At 57.5% G+C, this 16,845-nt stretch carries 11 protein-coding genes and 4 pseudogenes; 6 read left to right on the top strand and 9 right to left on the bottom strand.

Translation table 11 applies throughout. From position 1 onward, the window contains the following. Positions 1-17: 17 nt before the first annotated feature. The 3 genes from HAP47_RS05255 to HAP47_RS05245 all read right to left on the bottom strand — a co-directional run bounded on the left by HAP47_RS05255 (position 18) and on the right by HAP47_RS05245 (position 1,147). Positions 18-272: a hypothetical protein gene (locus tag HAP47_RS05255; protein WP_173639141.1), complete on the bottom strand. Its 255-nt coding sequence runs from the start codon at positions 270-272 to the stop codon at positions 18-20. 80 nt (positions 273-352) lie between these two features. Continuing rightward, positions 353-670, bottom strand: a complete 318-nt coding sequence (locus HAP47_RS05250) for a hypothetical protein (RefSeq protein WP_173639142.1) — start codon at positions 668-670, stop codon at positions 353-355. A 15-nt stretch (positions 671-685) separates the two neighbouring features. Continuing rightward, positions 686-1,147: a hypothetical protein gene (locus HAP47_RS05245; protein ID WP_231168766.1), complete on the bottom strand. Its 462-nt coding sequence runs from the start codon at positions 1,145-1,147 to the stop codon at positions 686-688. A 502-nt stretch (positions 1,148-1,649) separates the two neighbouring features. On the opposite strand from HAP47_RS05245, the pseudogene HAP47_RS41525 reads away from it, so the two are divergent. From HAP47_RS41525 to HAP47_RS05230, 3 pseudogenes are all read left to right on the top strand, one after another. Next, positions 1,650-2,234, top strand: a pseudogene (locus tag HAP47_RS41525) (DNA-directed RNA polymerase subunit alpha C-terminal domain-containing protein); the annotation flags it as partial. Positions 2,235-2,378: 144 nt separating this feature from the next. Further along, positions 2,379-2,612 (top strand): annotated as a pseudogene (locus HAP47_RS05235) (DNA-directed RNA polymerase subunit alpha C-terminal domain-containing protein); the annotation flags it as partial. Between the two features lie 354 nt (positions 2,613-2,966). Beyond that, positions 2,967-3,483 (top strand): annotated as a pseudogene (locus HAP47_RS05230) (SOS response-associated peptidase family protein); the annotation flags it as partial. On the opposite strand, the gene HAP47_RS05225 reads toward HAP47_RS05230, so the two are convergent. From HAP47_RS05225 to HAP47_RS05205, 5 genes are all read right to left on the bottom strand, one after another. Next, a complete protein-coding gene (locus HAP47_RS05225) occupies positions 3,374-4,285 on the bottom strand; it encodes a hypothetical protein (protein ID WP_173639145.1) in 912 nt (303 codons plus the stop codon). The pseudogene HAP47_RS05230 and the gene HAP47_RS05225 sit on opposite strands and share 110 nt — an antisense overlap. Before the next feature lie 47 nt (positions 4,286-4,332). Continuing rightward, positions 4,333-5,403, bottom strand: coding sequence for a trypsin-like serine peptidase (locus HAP47_RS05220; RefSeq protein ID WP_173639146.1), 1,071 nt, complete (start codon positions 5,401-5,403; stop codon positions 4,333-4,335). Positions 5,404-5,466: 63 nt separating this feature from the next. Next, entirely contained in the window at positions 5,467-6,366 is a 900-nt protein-coding gene (locus HAP47_RS05215) for a hypothetical protein (protein WP_173639147.1), read from the bottom strand. 71 nt (positions 6,367-6,437) lie between these two features. Further along, on the bottom strand, positions 6,438-8,321 hold the full coding sequence (locus tag HAP47_RS05210) for a di-heme-cytochrome C peroxidase (RefSeq protein ID WP_173639148.1): 1,884 nt from the start codon (positions 8,319-8,321) through the stop codon (positions 6,438-6,440). A 39-nt stretch (positions 8,322-8,360) separates the two neighbouring features. After that, the gene (locus HAP47_RS05205) at positions 8,361-9,650 is read right to left on the bottom strand and encodes a hypothetical protein (RefSeq protein ID WP_173639149.1); all 1,290 of its coding nucleotides are present in this window, start codon (positions 9,648-9,650) and stop codon (positions 8,361-8,363) included. Positions 9,651-9,849: 199 nt separating this feature from the next. On the opposite strand from HAP47_RS05205, the gene HAP47_RS05200 reads away from it, so the two are divergent. The 3 genes and pseudogenes from HAP47_RS05200 to HAP47_RS05190 all read left to right on the top strand — a co-directional run. Next, positions 9,850-12,171, top strand: coding sequence for a S8 family peptidase (locus HAP47_RS05200; RefSeq protein ID WP_173639150.1), 2,322 nt, complete (start codon positions 9,850-9,852; stop codon positions 12,169-12,171). 10 nt (positions 12,172-12,181) lie between these two features. Then, positions 12,182-13,270 carry a trypsin-like serine peptidase gene (locus tag HAP47_RS05195; RefSeq protein WP_173639151.1) on the top strand — a complete coding sequence of 363 codons (1,089 nt, stop codon included), beginning with the start codon at positions 12,182-12,184 and terminating at the stop codon, positions 13,268-13,270. A gap of 261 nt (positions 13,271-13,531) precedes the next feature. Then, positions 13,532-13,837, top strand: a pseudogene (locus tag HAP47_RS05190) (DNA polymerase/3'-5' exonuclease PolX); the annotation flags it as partial. Between the two features lie 53 nt (positions 13,838-13,890). Here HAP47_RS05190 and HAP47_RS05185 read toward each other — a convergent pair. Continuing rightward, a complete protein-coding gene (locus HAP47_RS05185; RefSeq protein ID WP_231168947.1) occupies positions 13,891-16,845 on the bottom strand; it encodes an SNF2-related protein in 2,955 nt (984 codons plus the stop codon).

Below are 16,845 nucleotides of genomic sequence, written 5' to 3'. Positions count from 1 at the left end.
CTACCGGCGGCGCCAATCTACAGGTTGCTCGGCGGGTCTCCGAACTTAGCCACCAGGGTTGCGATCGCCGCCGTGTCGGGCGAGACCCAGATCTCGCTGTGATACCGGTCGGGCTTGGAGAAGCTGGACGACAGGCGGTCGTGCCAGCGAACCGTCTTGACGCGATCGGGCGGCGGCTCACGCTCGACCGTCCGAAAGTCCTCCTTCTCGGTACCGCGCTCCCAGCCCTTCGGGGTCAGGTGCCAGTCCGTCCACTCATTGCTCAGCGACATATGGAACTCCTATGAAATCCAGGCAGCGAATATGGTGACCAGCCGGAACGGTTGCGAGGTAAGCGCGGTTCGCTCGCTACTCACTGGCTAATGCGACTTCGCCATTCCTTCGTCGCGATCCAGTCGGCCCGTTCGACCAGGCTGATGCCGAGATGGACGATGCCCAGGCCTGCGAAGAAGATCAGCATCCCGATCGGGAAGTTGTGGAACATCTTGGCCAACCGGTCTAGGCCGACCCAATCGGTTGAGAGGTCACCGCCGCCCCACAAGGCGTTCAAACCAAGCGGGCTCCAGGTGCCAAACTTAAACCAGATGATCACAGTGACGACCAGCACGAACAGGCCAAGCAGGCCGATGAGCAGGCCAGCAATTACCGTGAGCCATCCGATTGTTTTCATCGCCCTGTCTTCCTGTCAGCGCGAAGCGCCTTCCGGCAATTCGCCAGGCGGGTTCTTCGCGTAGAAAATCCCCATACGCATCGTCTCAGCCTTGTCCTCCCTCGCCGGCTTCCAGATCGGCCAGCGGCCGATGCGGCCCTTGCAATCGGCGGTCAGCGGCTCGATGCGCGCATCGGCTGGCTGATCACCTGGCAGGAAGATCGTCCGGTCATTGCCGTTGATCGTGAAGGGGTAGCAGGAGAGGTCCTTGACCGACTCCTGACGACATCCTTCCCAAATGTCCCTGAACCGTTGCGGGAAGTTCGCCTTGGTGAGATGCATGTCTTCCATCACCTCGGTGATCTTCATCCCCACGCGACCGGCGAAGCACACCGCCCGCACTACTCCCCGAGTCTGCTCCTCGGTCACGTCGTCAGCTGCTCGGACGACTCCGCTCAACGCGATTGCCGCCACCGCCGCAAAGATCACCTTCATCATAGCCCCCACGCTGAATAGGTGCTTTTACTGCAGGAAGCGCTCGCCGGCCATGGCTTGAAGCTCATTGATGGGTGCCCTGAATGAGCGTTCGATGTTGCCCTCAGCACCTCCAAGGCTGCTAATCCCAGCTGCCGCGACGGCGACACCTCACGCCCATGGCCCGCAGCCCGAGGTCTCGCTGCGGCAGCTGGCGCGGAACTGCTTCTGTAAAAGGCCAAGATCATGTGCCGCGCCCCGCGTACTGCGACCTGGCAGTTCGGGCCGACCAAGTAATATCAGCGCAATGACGAAACACGATGATACTGGGCGGCAAGTGGAGTAGCGTCTTCTTCCGCCTTCATGGCTCGCGTACCCATCCTCCCCGAAAGCGCTCCTTTCGGTGGAGATCGTGCGGAGGAGCGAGTACAAATTCCCCGAAATAACTCATTCCATTGACGTCACCGCTTTCTGATCCAAGCGCGACTAGGATACCGGCATCGCACCTCCACGATTGAGATCGACCATGACCGACTGGTCGGACACCTTCCGCGACAGATACTACGACCCCGGCTACGTCTACATCGCCGGGTCGCTCTCCCATCGCGTGTTGAAGATTGGCACCACCGTGAACATCCTGCAGCAGGAACGGCGGCTGCGAAGGACAGCGTACGGCGGCATCGCGGACTGGGTCCTGCTGTACTACGTGTGGGTCGACGAGGGAGGTCGGATCGAGCATGACGCCCGGCGCGCCCTCAAGCGCTACCGCCAACTTCGGATGTACAACAAGGAGGGCCATCGCCAGAAGGGGCGTGAGATCGTCAATTGCAGGTTCGGGATCGCGCTCGAGGCGCTGACCGGCCTGCTCGACGAGGCGCAGCGCGCTGACGGCACCAAGTCGTGGCGGGCGAGCGAGTACGAATTCGGATGGAGCCCGCCTCCGCCGCCCGCACTCGATCCACCGCCCTATGCGCCACCGGTCGGAATCCCGACGACGGTCCACTTCTACCGAGATATCGAACAGATGGAGCTCTCGGTCCGGACATACCTTTGTCTGCGGAACGAAGGCATCCGTTTTCTCGGCGAATTCGCGCGGATGAGCGAGGCCGAACTACTCCGCATCCCTAACTTCGGACGCAAGTCGCTCAATGAATTGAAGGAGGTCCTGGCGCAATTCGGGCTGCATCTCGGCCTGGCGATCCCGGGCTGGCCCCCGTCGGACATCGAGATTCTGTCTAAGCAGGCCGCCAAATTGCTGGAGCGCATAGACCAACTCGAACTGTCCGTGCGATCGGCGAACTGCCTGAAGAACGACGGGATCAATTACGTTGGCGAATTGGTGCAAAAGTCCGAAGCCGAGATGCTCCGGAAGCCCAATTTCGGAAGGAAGTCCCTGCACGAAATTAAGGAACTTCTCGCCGCGTCGAGTCTGCACCTTGACATGGACCTTTCCCGGTGGCCGCAACCGCTTGCGAACCCCGCTGGTTAAGACCAGCTGTTTGGGATGCAATGAGACGAAGGCGAGTTCGTCTTCTTCGCAATTCTCGTTTGGCGCAAGGTCCCCACCACTTCCGCCGCGCGTCTCTCGGAGATCATCCCACAAGCAACAAAACCGCGACGACCATACATGATTGTGTTAGATGCATCGCGGCGCCCCTTAAGGGTGCCACACAAAAACAGATCGCCGGGCCGAAAAATACAATAAAATCAGTATCATCCAGGGTTGCCACATTAGTTCAATACTGGCTGGCAGCTGGCTGTCCAAGGCAGCGTTTGCCTCGCGTCAAGGCAATAGACCGCCCCTTTTTCGCCAGCTGCATCGCCGCCCCACACATGGTGGGTGGACAATGGCACCACTAACATCCGAAACGTGAACTCGAAGCGCTGGACGCGCTGGCTCGGTCGGGAGCACCACTGGGTGGTGCCGTTCAATAGCTACAGCGACTACAACATTGAAGGCGGCGGCACTTAGTTCGTGTGGAAGAGATCCGGCACTCGCCTGCTTTGCCGGCATTTGGGCTAATTGGACTCGGTCCGAAAGGTCAACGAAGGCGACACGACCAACGGTCTCTACGGATTCCTTACGACGGAGGCGAATGCCGAAGTCATCCCAATCCATCGGAAGGCGAAGGCTACTGATCCTAACGACCGCCGAAGAGGTCGACACCTGGATGACCGCGCCTGCTCGGGACCTCGCGGGCGTTGGCTATCGAATAGCAGCAAACGCGCTCCAGGGTGACCATAACTGGGTTATCCGGCAAAGATCGAGCCTCTTTCACCTTCTTCGCCATTGGGCCCCTCTTCTCCACTTGGACCCTCTACACCCGGATTGCCCGCAGCACCGCCGCGGCAATAAGTAGTGCCCCCTCCTCCGTCGCCGCCAGGACCACCGGGTCCTCCCGAGCCTCCAAGACCACCCTTGGCCCCATGACCACCCGGCGCGGTGAACGTTATTTGGGACCGCTGCGCCGCGACTTGCCCCCTCAAAATGAGCTTGCCACCGTTTCCGCCCGAACCTCCCCTTCCTCCGGTCCCACCTGTGCCGCCTCGAGACCCTGTACCGCCAGAGCCGCCGCCGCGAGCGCAATCGAAGAGATGATCCGCGCCGTTATCACCTCGCGGCCCTTTCGCCCCCTGCGTTCCTCTCAACCCCTTCCCGCCCGGCTGACCATTCTGACCGCCAAGGGAAACGTACACGAGGTCGTTGCGGTTGATCGCAGTTTCCAGCACGAGTGTCCCCGCGCTAAGGCCCGTCATGCCGGCCTGACCGTCCGGCGCGACTGCTGGAAAATCATCAGCGTTGGAGAACCCTTCAAACTTTCCACCGTCCGAGACCAAAAGATGCGCATCAAGCTCTAGGCTCGTCCCACGCAATCTGATCGCGGCCCCATTACGGAGTTCGAGAGTGTTGATCATAAGTGTGCGCGTCGATCCGGCCGCTGGCGCCGTGATCTCCAATGTCGCACCATCGAGGACGATGTTCGGCTGGGCCTTTAGAATTTCATCGACCTGTTCGGCGCTCGAGCCTGGAGGTGGACGCTTCGACAATCCAGGGGGCAGGTCCGTGTCCTTGATATTTCCTTTGAACAAATAGTCATTCGGTCCAACTTGTTCAGCCTTTGTCGGGGCCGCTGACGCGACAGCGATCAAGGCAATTGTCATGACGAGCGTCAGATAGAGACAGCGCGATGGAGGAGCATCAGGTCGTCTCATCGAACTGAAACCGTACCGAAGGCGAGCCATTCGTCATTCCCGTGTTTCATTCGAACAGGCCCTCCGATTTTTGGGATCTCAAACAAAGAGTCTGTGGTCGAGTCCCACAGTATCTGCGATGCGCCGCCGCCCAATTGCGGCGTCAGGTTCTTACCAAGATCGTCCCCGCCCCGTTCCGAGTAGAACCACTTGCCATCAGCAACAGTGATCTTCTTCCCGTCGTTGAAAACGTAAGTCTTGGTCGACGTAGGAGGCGCAACGGCCACCGTGGGCCGATTAGAACCTGCTTGACGAGCCATCACCTCACGGAAAAGGGGACTGGCTTTCGACACCTCGGAGATTAGTAGACCGCGGTTGGTGCTGGCTTCCTCCTTTGGACGTCGACCGCCACTCACGTGGATGCCCACAAGGTTATACTCAAGGTCCAAGATCGGAGCCCCCGAACTACCTTTATCCGTATCGCAATAATGCAGCAGAGCCACGCCATCAGTCGGCTCAACGGCCGCCCGGCATCCTTGAAGTGAAATCATAAGGCTCTGTCCAACAGGATGATGATAGATGATGAGATCCTGCTTCGGATACGGGTCATCGCCGATTTTCGGTATCTTAATCTTCGAGACGTCAAAACGATCAATCGCGCTCAGGAGCATATAATCGTCCTGTTGAGCCCTACCGACCTCGCGCGGCTTAAGATTCATTTTGTGCGGTACACCGGAATAAACTGTCCGGTAGTCCAAAAGGAACGTTACCTCCGTCATCGCGAATTCCACGTTATCAAAGCAATGGCGAGCGGTAAGAACGACGTCTTCGCTCAGCACGATCCCGGTGCATCGCGGAAGGCTCGAACCATCCTTGAGAGTTACAACAATCTCTCCGACCGGTTCCGACGCGCGATAGAAGGGCGACTGCTTTGCAAATCTCTCGATCTGTTCATAGCCAGCAGTGGGCGGCGATCCGAGCGACTCCTTGTCTTGTTGCTGAGACTGATCGGATGCGTAGGTCGCCCCACCAAGCGCGCAAACAAGAATGACGATCGAACGGCAACTTGGCCGCAGATTGAGTTGCATTCGCCAGAGAAACGGCTTTAGGACCGAAAAAAAGGATGCTCGCATACTCGACCGCAACCTGACCTAGCCCGTTGGCATTCCCTGTTCGAAGAGTCTGGCTTCGAGTTCGCGCCGGATAAGCAGGCCATCGAGGCCCGTCCCCCTCCAGATCCGTTGCATCGAACGTAACTCGCCCGGAATCTTCTTCCAATCCTTGTTCGCCATATGTGCCTTGATCGCCCGCATCTCGGCGTATCGACCCTCCGGGTCCCTTTCCGGTGGTATGCTGAAGGAAGCTCCCCGGTTGTAGACGAGAGAGACGAGCGCACCAAGCGAGTCAGGCCGTAGCAATTTGCTGTTCGGCAACGAGTCCTCCGTCAAGCCGACATATCTTTTCTTTTCGTTCGTTAAGAACTCGTCCCTCGCTGGCTCATAGTCGATGACGACAGCTTGCACATCCGGCATCAGTTTGTGCGCGATTTCGCCTACCTTGCCACAACAGTTGCTCAGGAGCTTTATGTTTTCCGCTGACGTATAATCCTTCCAATCTTGCTCGAGGGAAAACGCGTCGACGTACCCGACATCATACCCGATCCCAATCGTTATGCCCGAACGACCTTCGGGCCAAGTCGGCCTTCGATAAGCATTCTTGTATGCCGCTTCACCGCTGACCTCGCTATTGATAATCAGTTGGATAGCTTTGGAAGAGATCTCCGTGTCGGACTTTCGCGCCCGGATCGGCTGACGCTCAAGTCCGAGCTCGGCCGGAATGAACTCTTGATCGTGGTACTCGCGCGTCGCCTCCACCACAGACGGGGTAAACCGCAGGAGAGCCTCATTGAAATCGTCGGGGACTTCTTGCGCTATGGCTAGGTCCGGCAGTACCGCGAATGCGAGCCCGCTCGATACCAAATTTCGTAAAGCACGGCGCCGAGATATGCCGCGCCTCATCGACGGTCTTGTAAGCGTCGGCGTGCCTTGCATGGAATTCGCTCCTTCCGACCGACAATTTAAACGTCAGCTCTCTAACCGTCCTCCCAAAGCTAAGGAGGTAATCAAAGCGTCTTCAAGTACTCAACCAAGGCACGGCGGTCCGCCTCATTCATTTGAGTGCCGTAGTCGTGTCCCGAATTATAATTACCCATGATCGGAACGCCCGCATCATCTCGGACTCTGAACTTGAACTGAGACTCACTCGGCATTTGGACAAAGCCGACCCTCACCGGATCGAATTCGCGGCTACCGACGTAAAACAGCTCGGGACGAACCGGTTGACCGTTCGCGGGACCTGTCTCTCCCGGTCGAATCGTATTGCGCACAGTTGATGGCAGGAGAAGATCGTAAAGTGTTGGCACGGACCCATTGTGCAAGAAGGGAGCCGTCGCCCAGATACCGTTCAACGGCCTCGCCTTATAAGCCAAGTTTTTCTGCTTGAAGTCTGGCCCTGCTTCCAGGAGACACCTTTTAGCGCGTTGTTTGAGCTCCGCGTCGCTCACACCAGGCAGAAACTCAATTTCACCGGTGGTCACAGACTGCTCGAAAAACTCCCGGAAAGGGCTGAGTGGCGTCAGCAGGTCGGCGAGCGCCTTCTTGGCGAGCTCGCCGCGCTGTTCGACGATCGCGCCCGCGGTCATGTGCTTCAGCAGAGTAAGGGTCGAATCCTCAGACTTGATAGGCTCCCCCAAGACGACCCAAGTAGGCCGACCTACAACGTCCCCGGACTTCGATCGATGGAAGAATGAATTGCAGGCGAGCGCAAGATCGGTCCCGGACGACCACAACGATCTCATGTCGGCCGTGATCTTCGTCTTCAGGTCATTACTCTCGATGACCGTATGACAACCAGAGCAAGCCGACTCGTAGATTTGCTTGCCCCGAGGCAGGAGTTCGGCATTGATCCGCCCCAGCATATCTTCGGGCCATTTGGGCGAGCGAAGCATCCCCAACTTCCGCTCGATGTCGACCATGTTCTGCAGCTGAAGACTCGACGAATAGCCGCCAAGCCAGTCGCTGCTGTTGGAGTCGATCTGGGCAAAAACGCCGATGACTTCCGCCGTATTCCTCGCCAGCGCACCGACATTGGTTTTCAGGCCCGCGATCGAGTACTCTGTCCTATTCGGCGCGATACCATTCCATTGAACGAGATCGTGTTGGGGCGCGTTCCAGATATGCGGATAACTCGCCGGTGCGTTTGCCGGAGTATCGATGAGCGGATCCGCCGCGCCCACGGATAGCGCGATCTTGTTCAAGATGTGCCCCTGCGCGTCGAGTCTTCCAAAGCCGTAGCGAATTGGAGCGTCATTCTTCTTCGCGAGCCGCGTTTCCCAAGCTATGACCTCGTCGAGCTCCTGTTGCAATTTGGCGACTGCCGCGGAATTGACCTGCGTTCCAAGGACCGACTTCGCGAATCTGTCGAATTTCACTTGGTCGGACCGCGTCTGCGTCAAACTCGCCAGAATTTGCTCAAAGAACCCTTGGAAATCGGCGAGAGACGGCGCGCCGTCGATACGGAGACTTTTCCCTTTATAGGTGATCTCGTTGCTGTGGCATGCGGAGCAGTTCATGCCAACCCAAGGCCGTGCCATCGTTCCGTTAGCGCACAAGCTTGGAAAAGTGCGGCACATAGCCGGCGCATGGCCAGTCACCCCCTTGTCGATCGCGAATCCGACGGGCAACCCATCCACCTTGTCATTCGGCAGGTAGTTGAACTTCACTATGTTCGGTTTAGACAGCACCTTGTCCGTGGCGCCGGGAATCTCAAGCGCCTGCATCCAGTCGAGCGGCAACAACCGCGAACCTTGCGATACCGTGTACCACCACTCGCGGTCGCATTTGGTCCAGCCTTGCCCCAGATCCTGGCCACACGTCGCGGCAACAGCATGAGCTGACCAGAGAAACAGCCCCACCACCGCAACAAAGCGGCTCATCGAAGCATACATCCCGCCCCTCTCCTAGCATCTCTTCGCCGCCGGCAACGATTACTGCGATTTCACAACCGCATCGATCGCCTTGTGGAGCTTATCGCGGTTCTCCTGCGAGAATGCGGTCTGAACAGTCGTCGCGAAGGTAAGCACCTGCGTTACGAACGACCAGAGCACGGCCGGATCCGTGATCGCGTTGTTGGAAATCGCGCTCAAGTCGCTCGTCACCTTCTTGAAGCCGTTGAGGGCGGTCGCGCTATCTCCGGCGTCCGCCAGCTGATCATAGTCTGCGCCGGCTTTGAGCGTCGATAGAACGAGCGGCTCCAGTTGGGCCCACGCCTTCTTCCAACAGAGCATGAACGCCGCGTTAGGGGCGCCGCTATCGGCTCGCGGAAGACTGGCACCGTTCAAATTCTTACATTCATCAATCTTCGAAAGATCAATCTCGTTCGTCTGTAGGAGCCGGACACCTTCCACGAACTGCCCTGCCCGCTCGAGCCGCTTATCCCAATTGAACCGCGATGCGGCAGCGCCGATTTGCTCACCGTACTTCTTAAGGTTCGCCTGGTTTGTGGGAGAGTTGAGAAACTCTTGGACCGCTTGTTCGCGTTTTGCTTCATCCACGATCGCGGCCGCGCCAATGATGACGGGTTCTATCGTGCTGAGAAAGGTATCTATCAGCACACCCAGCGGCCCCAGCGCCGCCAGGCCAGGGAAACTTTCCTCCTTGATCGATTCAGTCGATTCGGCTTCCTTGGTCGATTCAGTAGGCCCCGCAGCTAACGTGGGCTTTATTTCGATCCCGTAGTAAGCAACGTCGAACCCCTTTATGTCCTGTTCGCACCGACCGCGCGTCCTATCCCCGAGCGCGGACAACATCGCGGGATCGAGCGCCTTCGCCGAGCCATCGATCGAATACTTGGCAAACAAAAGCTTCACAGCCGACAGAAGCCCGTCGGGTTTCGTTTGCTTGCTAGTTTCATCAAGCTGCGACAACAGGGACTTCAGGTAATTTGACTGCGCCAATGTCGTCAGGCGCGAGACGCGCGGATCGCACAGCAACTTTCTTTCATCGGATAGTCCGTTCAGTTGGAACTTGCTCGTCCCAGCCGCTGCGCGAAGCTTCGTCGCAAACTCGATCCGAATAACTTTTAGTCTCTCGGTCGTCCGCTGCATGTCGCTGAATTCATCGCTGGATGCCAACAGCGCCTTAGTACTGGCTATTAGCGCGACGTAAGCCTTTGGAAGGGGAATATCGTCCGCCCGCGCTTCGAAGGGGTCGAGGCATTGCGCGGCAATGAAGCAGAAAACGGTGGAAAGAAATCTTCGTCTCCAGCTGCTGGCCACGAATGTTCCTCGCTAAAAAATAAGATTGCTATCGATCCTGTGCCAGCCCGAGCGCGATCGCGTGCTGCGATCCCGTATCGATCGGCGAGCGAATGTCCAGGTCCTGCTTTACAAGAAATGCGTTAGGCATATTATGCGCTGATACTACCATAGATTGCCCATCGGTAAAGGGCCCAACTATTGTTTTAGGCTCATTGAGATGACGAATGCCCCCCTTATTCGCGGCAGCCAACACCGAAGATTTCCGCTACCGATCGTGCGGGGAGCCATCGGATCCGCGATGCTGGTCGCGCTATCGATAGCGAGGACCATTGCGGGTGAACTTCCCGTAAAAGCGCCATCGGATTTCTTGAAGCCCAGCGATGCCGGCAAGGCTCCGGAGACATCGGAATCGGCCGCCGTTCTTTTCGTTTCCACGAACAAGAACTTGGTTGAACTCGATAAGCAGGTCACTGATCTCTATCTAACACTCGTAAACACAGGGCGCCTGTCGGTGCGAAAGGTGGCTGCGGAAGGTCGCAGCCTCGATTCAATTCTTCGGCAGAATAACCTGCTTTTCGGCGACAAGCTCTCGCTCGAAATGGATAGCTTGGTCTGCGATCTAAACGAGAGTCCGATCGTAAGCCCCGTTCCCCTCTGCTCCAGGGTCAAGGATAGCGTTCCACCTTCGCAGCTGAGCGCGGTCACCACGCACGTGTCAGGATACATTCCTTCCCCGGGAAAATGGCATTTCCCTATCGACGGCACATTACTGCTCCCGGATGCCCGCCTGGAGAGAACTCAACGTTGGGTGCTGTATGACAAATTACCGAAGACGCTGATCAAGGATGTGGTTGTCAACGAACTTGGTGGATGCGCGGAGTTTGACGATAGTTGCAGGAGCCGTATCGCGAAATTCAACGCGAAGGTCCCTGAGGACACTTTGTTCGATCCGGAATTCGGGGGAAGAATTTCTCTACCTGTCCTTGGCGTGCGATCGCGGGTCGACCTTTCCACTGCCGCCGAGCAAAAGACGCAGTTGGAGAGCAATCCCTACGGCTCTGGTCCCGTTCTGCAACCACTCGACAATCGAAATACGAGCGGATCAAACGAAGCGTACTACAAGCTCCGGCAGTTTCCGGCCAGCGAAGCCCAAAAATCCTCCATCGCAAACGGCGTCAATGGCAACATCGAAACGACTATCCGCTCGTTGGACAAGAATCTGATCGGCAAACTGATCGCGAGCCCCTTCACCACAAAGAAAATAACGCCCACGGAATTCCAGAACGCGAAACTGGTCGACCTGATCAAATTCCCATGGAAGACAATGGGAGAATATCCGAACAACATGCGGCAAAAGCTCAATGTTGCCGTATTGGACAAGTGGGTCGATAAAGAACATTGCGCTTTCGCCGTGCCGGCCAACTACGACATCGTAAACATCGATGCGCCTCCGCGGGCCGGCGCGCCGAAATATCCATGCGACCGCCAGGACGACGCCGCCAATCCGGATTTCGACCACGGCACGCATGTCGCGGGAATCATCGGTGCGCGGGACGCTGTGAACGGCGTCCTTGGTCTAAACCCATACGCCAAAGTGCTGGTGAGGCAGGTCGATCTGAACACGGAAGATCCAGAGAACGTCGAAAAGATCAAGAACACGATTGACGAATTGGCCGCGACGGATGCTCCCGTCGCCGTCAACGTCAGTTGGGGCTATTTCAAGGACATCAAGATCATCGACCATCTTGGTGAGGCGTTCGAGAGCGCCAACAGCATACTGTTCGTTGTGGCAGCGGGTAACGAAGGCGAACGGCTTAGCTACATATGCGATGTGCGGCCGGCCTGCTTCGATTTGCCCAACGTAATTTCGGTCGCGGCTCTCGACGCCAAAACACCTCCAAAGTTGCTCGCCGATGGCGACAACAAGAAGACTAACTATGGGACCAAAATTCATGTGGGTGCGATTGGAGAAGGTGTATTCAGTACGATCTCTTACGACAGATACGGCCGCCTTTCAGGGACTTCTCAGGCCGCGCCGCAAGTCACAGCGATCGCATCCCTTCTTTTTTCGGCGAAGCGGTTTGATCCCATCGAGGTGAAGAACCGGTTCATAGCGTGTTCCGACTTCGTCGACCAATTCGAAAACCAACTCCTTGGTGGCCGCATTAATGCGGAGTGTGTGCTCGACTATAGGAACGCGAGGCTAAAAAGGAAAAGCGATCCGCCGGATCCACCACCGATGAAGGGCACCTTGAACGCAGCAGACAGCATATCGTTCAAGCACAGGGTCTCAGGTAAACCCTACGTGTTCAAAGCGACCGAGATCCGCGCGTTGCACGCAGCCGGCGACGACAAGTTTATCGTGTTTTACAATTTCGACCGCAGCGACTCCAAGACCGCGCTACTTCGTCAAGACAATTTGGTCCTGGACGGTGTCGGCCAAACGGTCACGTTCGATCGAACAGATGCAGGCCCCGGCGTTCAATCCGTACAGGTTTTCGTAAAAGACATTGACAAGTACGTTTCGTCCATCAATTAGAGGAGCGCGGATGTTGAGGCGCCTGTTGACCTTTTGTTTCGCTTTCACTGCCTTACTATCGATACCGGCGCATGCGCAGCGCCTCTTGGAAGGAGGCGGCGCAAATCTCGACTTGAAAGCGTCGTTTGAAACCGAGGCCGGGGTTCCAGGCACCGTGGTCTGGGCACGTACCGTCGAACGACCGGGCAGCAGATTTTTGCGGCTGCATTTCAGCGGCATTGAAGACAAGTCCAGCGAGGATTTCGTCGTCAGCGTGTTCGACCGTAACAATGCCGTGGTGCAAACGTTCACGAAGGCCGAGTTCTCCGCCAAATCGTCGTTCTGGTCGGTGCCGATTCCCAGCAGTCTTGCGCGCGTCGAGATTTCAGGAAAACGTCCCGTCGGCCTCACTTTCACGATCGACAAATACGTTTTCCAGAGAACGTCGGGTGTTCCCTTCTCAATCACCATACCTGACGACCGCGAAGCCATCATAAAATACAAGAAGGACCTGCCCGCGCTCTACGACAAGGGACGAGCGGTCGGAAAGCTCACCTTTATCGCCGACGACGTCCCCTATAGTTGCACCGGCTTTCTGATCTCCGAAGACCAGTTCATCACCAACGAACATTGCGTCAATTCCGCCGCGATTTGCGAGACCGCCGCTTCCACCTTCGGATATGAAGATACCGATACTGGATCCACCAGTCCCGGCCGGCGATATGCATGCGAGCAATTGATCTCCTCGGACGCGGATCTCGATTTCGCGCTCTTGAAGCTGTCCGGGAAACCTGGCCTGATGTGGGGGACGCTGAAGTTAGCCTCCAGAGAGCCTTCTCAAAGCGAGCCCGTTATCGTGGTCGAGCATCCAGCCGGCGAACCGAAACAGGTCTCGCGTCTCGATTGTTCGATTACGACGCTCCTGGCCGATGGGCGCAAATCGCAGAGCGATCTGGGGCACAAATGCGACACGTTAGGTGGCAGTTCGGGTTCGCCCGTCCTTTCCGAAGACTATGAAGTCCTTGGCCTGCACCACTTCGGATTCAGCAACGAACCGCGCTGGACGGGTGAGAACCGCGCGGTACGGATAACGCTGATCAAGCAAAAGCTGGGGCTTTGAATTCTCAGCGGGCACACCAGTAGAGCCGACCGCGTCCGTTGTGATGGTTCTCTGGACTGGTGATAGCGACGTCACAACGAGCGTCCTTTACAAGTTCGCATGAAAACAGGTATCCGCTCTGCGAAAGATTCCGATCCGGTTGCGGAGATCGTGCATCGCGGTGGGCAATAAGAACTTGGGGGCTGCCCTGCTACGTCTTGCGCTTTCCGTCCGATGAATTCTTCAAAATTTCGACGGCCGGCCGCTGTCCTGCTTGCGTTCACCGGGCGACAGCTCAAGCGGCGGCCAGGTTACGAAATCGACGTCGAGAATGACGTGGTTATCGAGATCAACGCCCATCCATGGCGACTCGACCTTGATTTGCGCTGGCACCAAGCGGCGCTCGAATTCGGCTGTATGATGAGCATCAATTCGGACGAGCAGTCAGCTCCCCAGCTCGACCACATACACAGGGGTATCGAGATGGCTCGCAAGGGCGGCGTGCCGGCGGACCGGATCCTGAACGCGATGGATTTGCCGGAGATCACCCGATATCTTCGTCAGAAGCGGCGTGCGCGAGCGGCCTGATGCCTCATCAACTACTTCGCACGTCCAGACCTGTTGCGAACGTGACAAACGCGTCAAATCTCTGCCTCATCGAGAGGCCTCCCGATGGTTCGTCGTTGGCTCGTCCCATTCTCGTCAGCGACCTGCGACGGCTTGGGAGCCAAATCGACCGACAACTCTTTTCCTAGTCGGTCGGGAAGAGGAGGAGGATCTTCATCGCCGAAGGCGAACTCACTGAAATCGGGCGAGGCGCCGAGCAGGAACTCCAGCCATTTTTCCCGAGCCTTGACGGTCCGGTACAATCGCTCGTCGATTGTGCCGCGGATCACCGGATAGATCACGTCAAGTTTCGTTTCCGGATTGTCCATCCGTAGTCGGCTCGTAAGCGATCCCAGTCTGTCAATTCGTCCGATCCGCTGCTCGATCTGTGCGGGGTTCCAGGTGAGGTCGTGATGGACGACTCTCCTACAGTGCTTGTGCAGATCAATACCCTCCTGCATGAGTTCGTTCGCGATGAGGATCATCGGGTAGAGCGGCGTATTGAACGCCTCGCGCAGCCGATCACGATGCTCTACGTCTAGGGTATGTCGCGCGAAATCGGCGCTTTTTATTGGCCCGTCGAGAATGTCCGCTTGTTGTTGTTCTGTCCGCTCGACGAAGTACGCGAGGAATGTCCGGACAAGGCTCGACCAGTGAATGCCTGACTGGGACTTCCAAAATTGAGGAAGGTGGTCAAGCAGGGCGGCCGATTCCACGGTATCCGTCGCAATTCCCGCCGACCCAGCTGCCTCCAAAAGGTCAGCGAAGAAAGGCACCTGCTTGTAGGTCAGGTATCTAGCAAGCTGTTCGGTCACAGCGATCCTTAGAGGTAAGCGCAATTGCCCGAGCAGGTCGGACAGCGCAGCCCAAAGCGAGCCCGCACGACCGAGTACGGTTTCGGCCATGCGCTCTGAGATGGTCCAGCGGGGCCGTTCACGGGCACCGTCTTGCGCTATAGGCTCTTCGCCCGAATCCGTTCCGCGGCGATTTTGGGTTAACTTCAGGAGCGTTTCGATTTGCTCGCGCCTGTCGATCTCGGGGCCGCCTCCCGGACTGCGCAGTCGAAGCACGGCGAGCTCGACGCAATATTTCGCCAATTGGTAGTCGATTCGTTCTGCAATTGTCTTTCCGGTCGTCTGCATCTGCAGAATGACGTTGGCTTCCTTCACGACGCGGCCAAGGTCGTCGGATGTCGATTGACCGAAGGGTGCGTCACCCAGGTACGACTCGCGCAGAGCGAGATAGAGCACGTCCTGCGACCGTCGGAAGCGCGCCTGCAACAACGAATGGCGGCCAATGTGCCGCTTCTCGTCCCCCTCGCGCGTGTCGAAGATTTCGGAGGCTGCGGCGCCCGGGTAGACACGACGCCATCGCTCCAGGATACGTCTCTCCCAGATGGCCTCGAGGTCCTTGCGCAGCTGCGCCAGCGTTGCGACCCGCGAGCAAAAGATCAGCGTCTTCTCGCCCCTGTCTGCCGCGTCGAGTGCCTCCTTGACCGTAGCCATGAGTTTGGGATGTTCATGCTCGTCGTCGTCTACTTCGCCGAGTATTTCGCCCAAAAGGGTCTTGTAGGGCTTGGCCTCCGCAGGAATGTGTTCTGGTTCCTCCGCGAGGAGGCTTCCCTGACGCGCAGCCGCGAAAGACGAAACCATGTTGATCTCGACGGCGGCCTTGTGCGTCGAGCGACCTCTCCGGAATAGTTCGGCTATGTAGCGCTCATAGATCAAGAAAGGGAGGGCGTTCGCGCCGGAGGGGGCGACGAGCTTCCGTTCTTGCCGCCGGTAGATACGCTTGTCTTCGCGAAGGCTCCGTATCATCCATTCCCGAAAGCCGGGTTCGATGGCTTCAGCCTTTAGCTTCGTCAGCGCGGTTACTTGCTTGATCACAATCTCCAGGGCGGGATCGTCGGTCGCGGTGAGGACGTCGGCACCGCCATCGTAGGCAGCGCAGAAACGTGCAGCCGCTTCCCGATCCAGCGCAGACCAACTTCGCTGGAACTCGTCGTATTGCCGTTGATAGTCGTTTACTGATGCGAGGAGCGTTTCGATGCGAGATGCGAGATCTTCTGGAGCGTCCTTCGCACCAGAAAACAAGGAAAAAATCTCTCGTAGTTCGGTGACGTCCAGTTGAAACGGGGTCGCGGTTAGAAAGAGGGCCTTCCGGAAGCGGTGGTCAAACACGCTCCGCATCGCCCTAGTCCGCAGCGATCCGGGATTCTTGAGCTTATGGGCTTCATCGACGATCAGGAGATCGATGCTAGGAAGCAGCTTTCCGCTCAGCACAAAACGGGCGCGATAAAGCGCTTGTTGAACGGCGTATCGATTTTCGAAGGCCGAAAGCTTCCCACTCTCGAAGAGGTCGTCGAGGCCGGCCGCGCCCACCGACTTGCCTCTTCGGAAGGCGGCGCGCAGATGCGGCTCCAGACGCTTTAAATCGAATATGCCGAGAAACTTCTCATCGGTCACATCGACCCGGTCGTGCTCGCCATCCCTGAATCGCGAGAGGATAGCATTTGCGGTATGGCCGTGAAGCTCCTTCCACCAGCAGTAAAGCGACAGAAGATAGGTCTGATCCCCTGTCCCCCGGCCGCTCTGGAAGACCGTCACGGGCGCGACGACTATCGAATGCTTCCGGATTCCTTCTATGAGCTCGGTGAGCGTACCCGCTTTGCACGCTTCGCCGCGGAAGTCGAACATTTCGCCGAACCGTTCAATCTCTGAGAACCATTTCTGGTTCAGGTCCGGTCCGGGAGTGACGATCACGATCTTGCTGCGCTGTTCGCGATGCTTGAATGCTGCGATTATTCCCAGCGCCTCGAACGTCTTTCCCATTCCGACCTCATCGGCCAAGAGGATGCCGGGTCGGTCATCGAGCATGCCGAGCGCACGGATGACTGTGTCTTCTTGCCGTTCGATTTCGGAAGCTGTGATCCCGTCGCGCTGCGCTCGCGCTCCCAGCTGGAGGAATGCCCGCAGGTCTTCACGTGTCAT

Source organism: Bradyrhizobium sp. 41S5, from assembly GCF_011516665.3.
Taxonomy (GTDB): domain Bacteria; phylum Pseudomonadota; class Alphaproteobacteria; order Rhizobiales; family Xanthobacteraceae; genus Bradyrhizobium; species Bradyrhizobium quebecense.
Note: the sequence above shows the minus strand (reverse complement) of the source record. Positions and strands in the feature narration are given on the sequence as shown.

Coding starts and splice junctions, on each gene's coding strand:
- HAP47_RS05245 (WP_231168766.1), bottom strand. CDS start 1,147: ATGATGAAGGTGATCTTTGCGGCGGTGGCGGCAATCGCGTTGAGCGGA.
- HAP47_RS05210 (WP_173639148.1), bottom strand. CDS start 8,321: ATGTATGCTTCGATGAGCCGCTTTGTTGCGGTGGTGGGGCTGTTTCTC.
- HAP47_RS05220 (WP_173639146.1), bottom strand. CDS start 5,403: ATGCAACTCAATCTGCGGCCAAGTTGCCGTTCGATCGTCATTCTTGTT.
- HAP47_RS05215 (WP_173639147.1), bottom strand. CDS start 6,366: ATGCAAGGCACGCCGACGCTTACAAGACCGTCGATGAGGCGCGGCATA.
- HAP47_RS05250 (WP_173639142.1), bottom strand. CDS start 670: ATGAAAACAATCGGATGGCTCACGGTAATTGCTGGCCTGCTCATCGGC.
- HAP47_RS05195 (WP_173639151.1), top strand. CDS start 12,182: ATGTTGAGGCGCCTGTTGACCTTTTGTTTCGCTTTCACTGCCTTACTA.
- HAP47_RS05200 (WP_173639150.1), top strand. CDS start 9,850: ATGACGAATGCCCCCCTTATTCGCGGCAGCCAACACCGAAGATTTCCG.
- HAP47_RS05255 (WP_173639141.1), bottom strand. CDS start 272: ATGTCGCTGAGCAATGAGTGGACGGACTGGCACCTGACCCCGAAGGGC.
- HAP47_RS05225 (WP_173639145.1), bottom strand. CDS start 4,285: ATGACAATTGCCTTGATCGCTGTCGCGTCAGCGGCCCCGACAAAGGCT.
- HAP47_RS05185 (WP_231168947.1), bottom strand. CDS start 16,845: ATGACACGTGAAGACCTGCGGGCATTCCTCCAGCTGGGAGCGCGAGCG.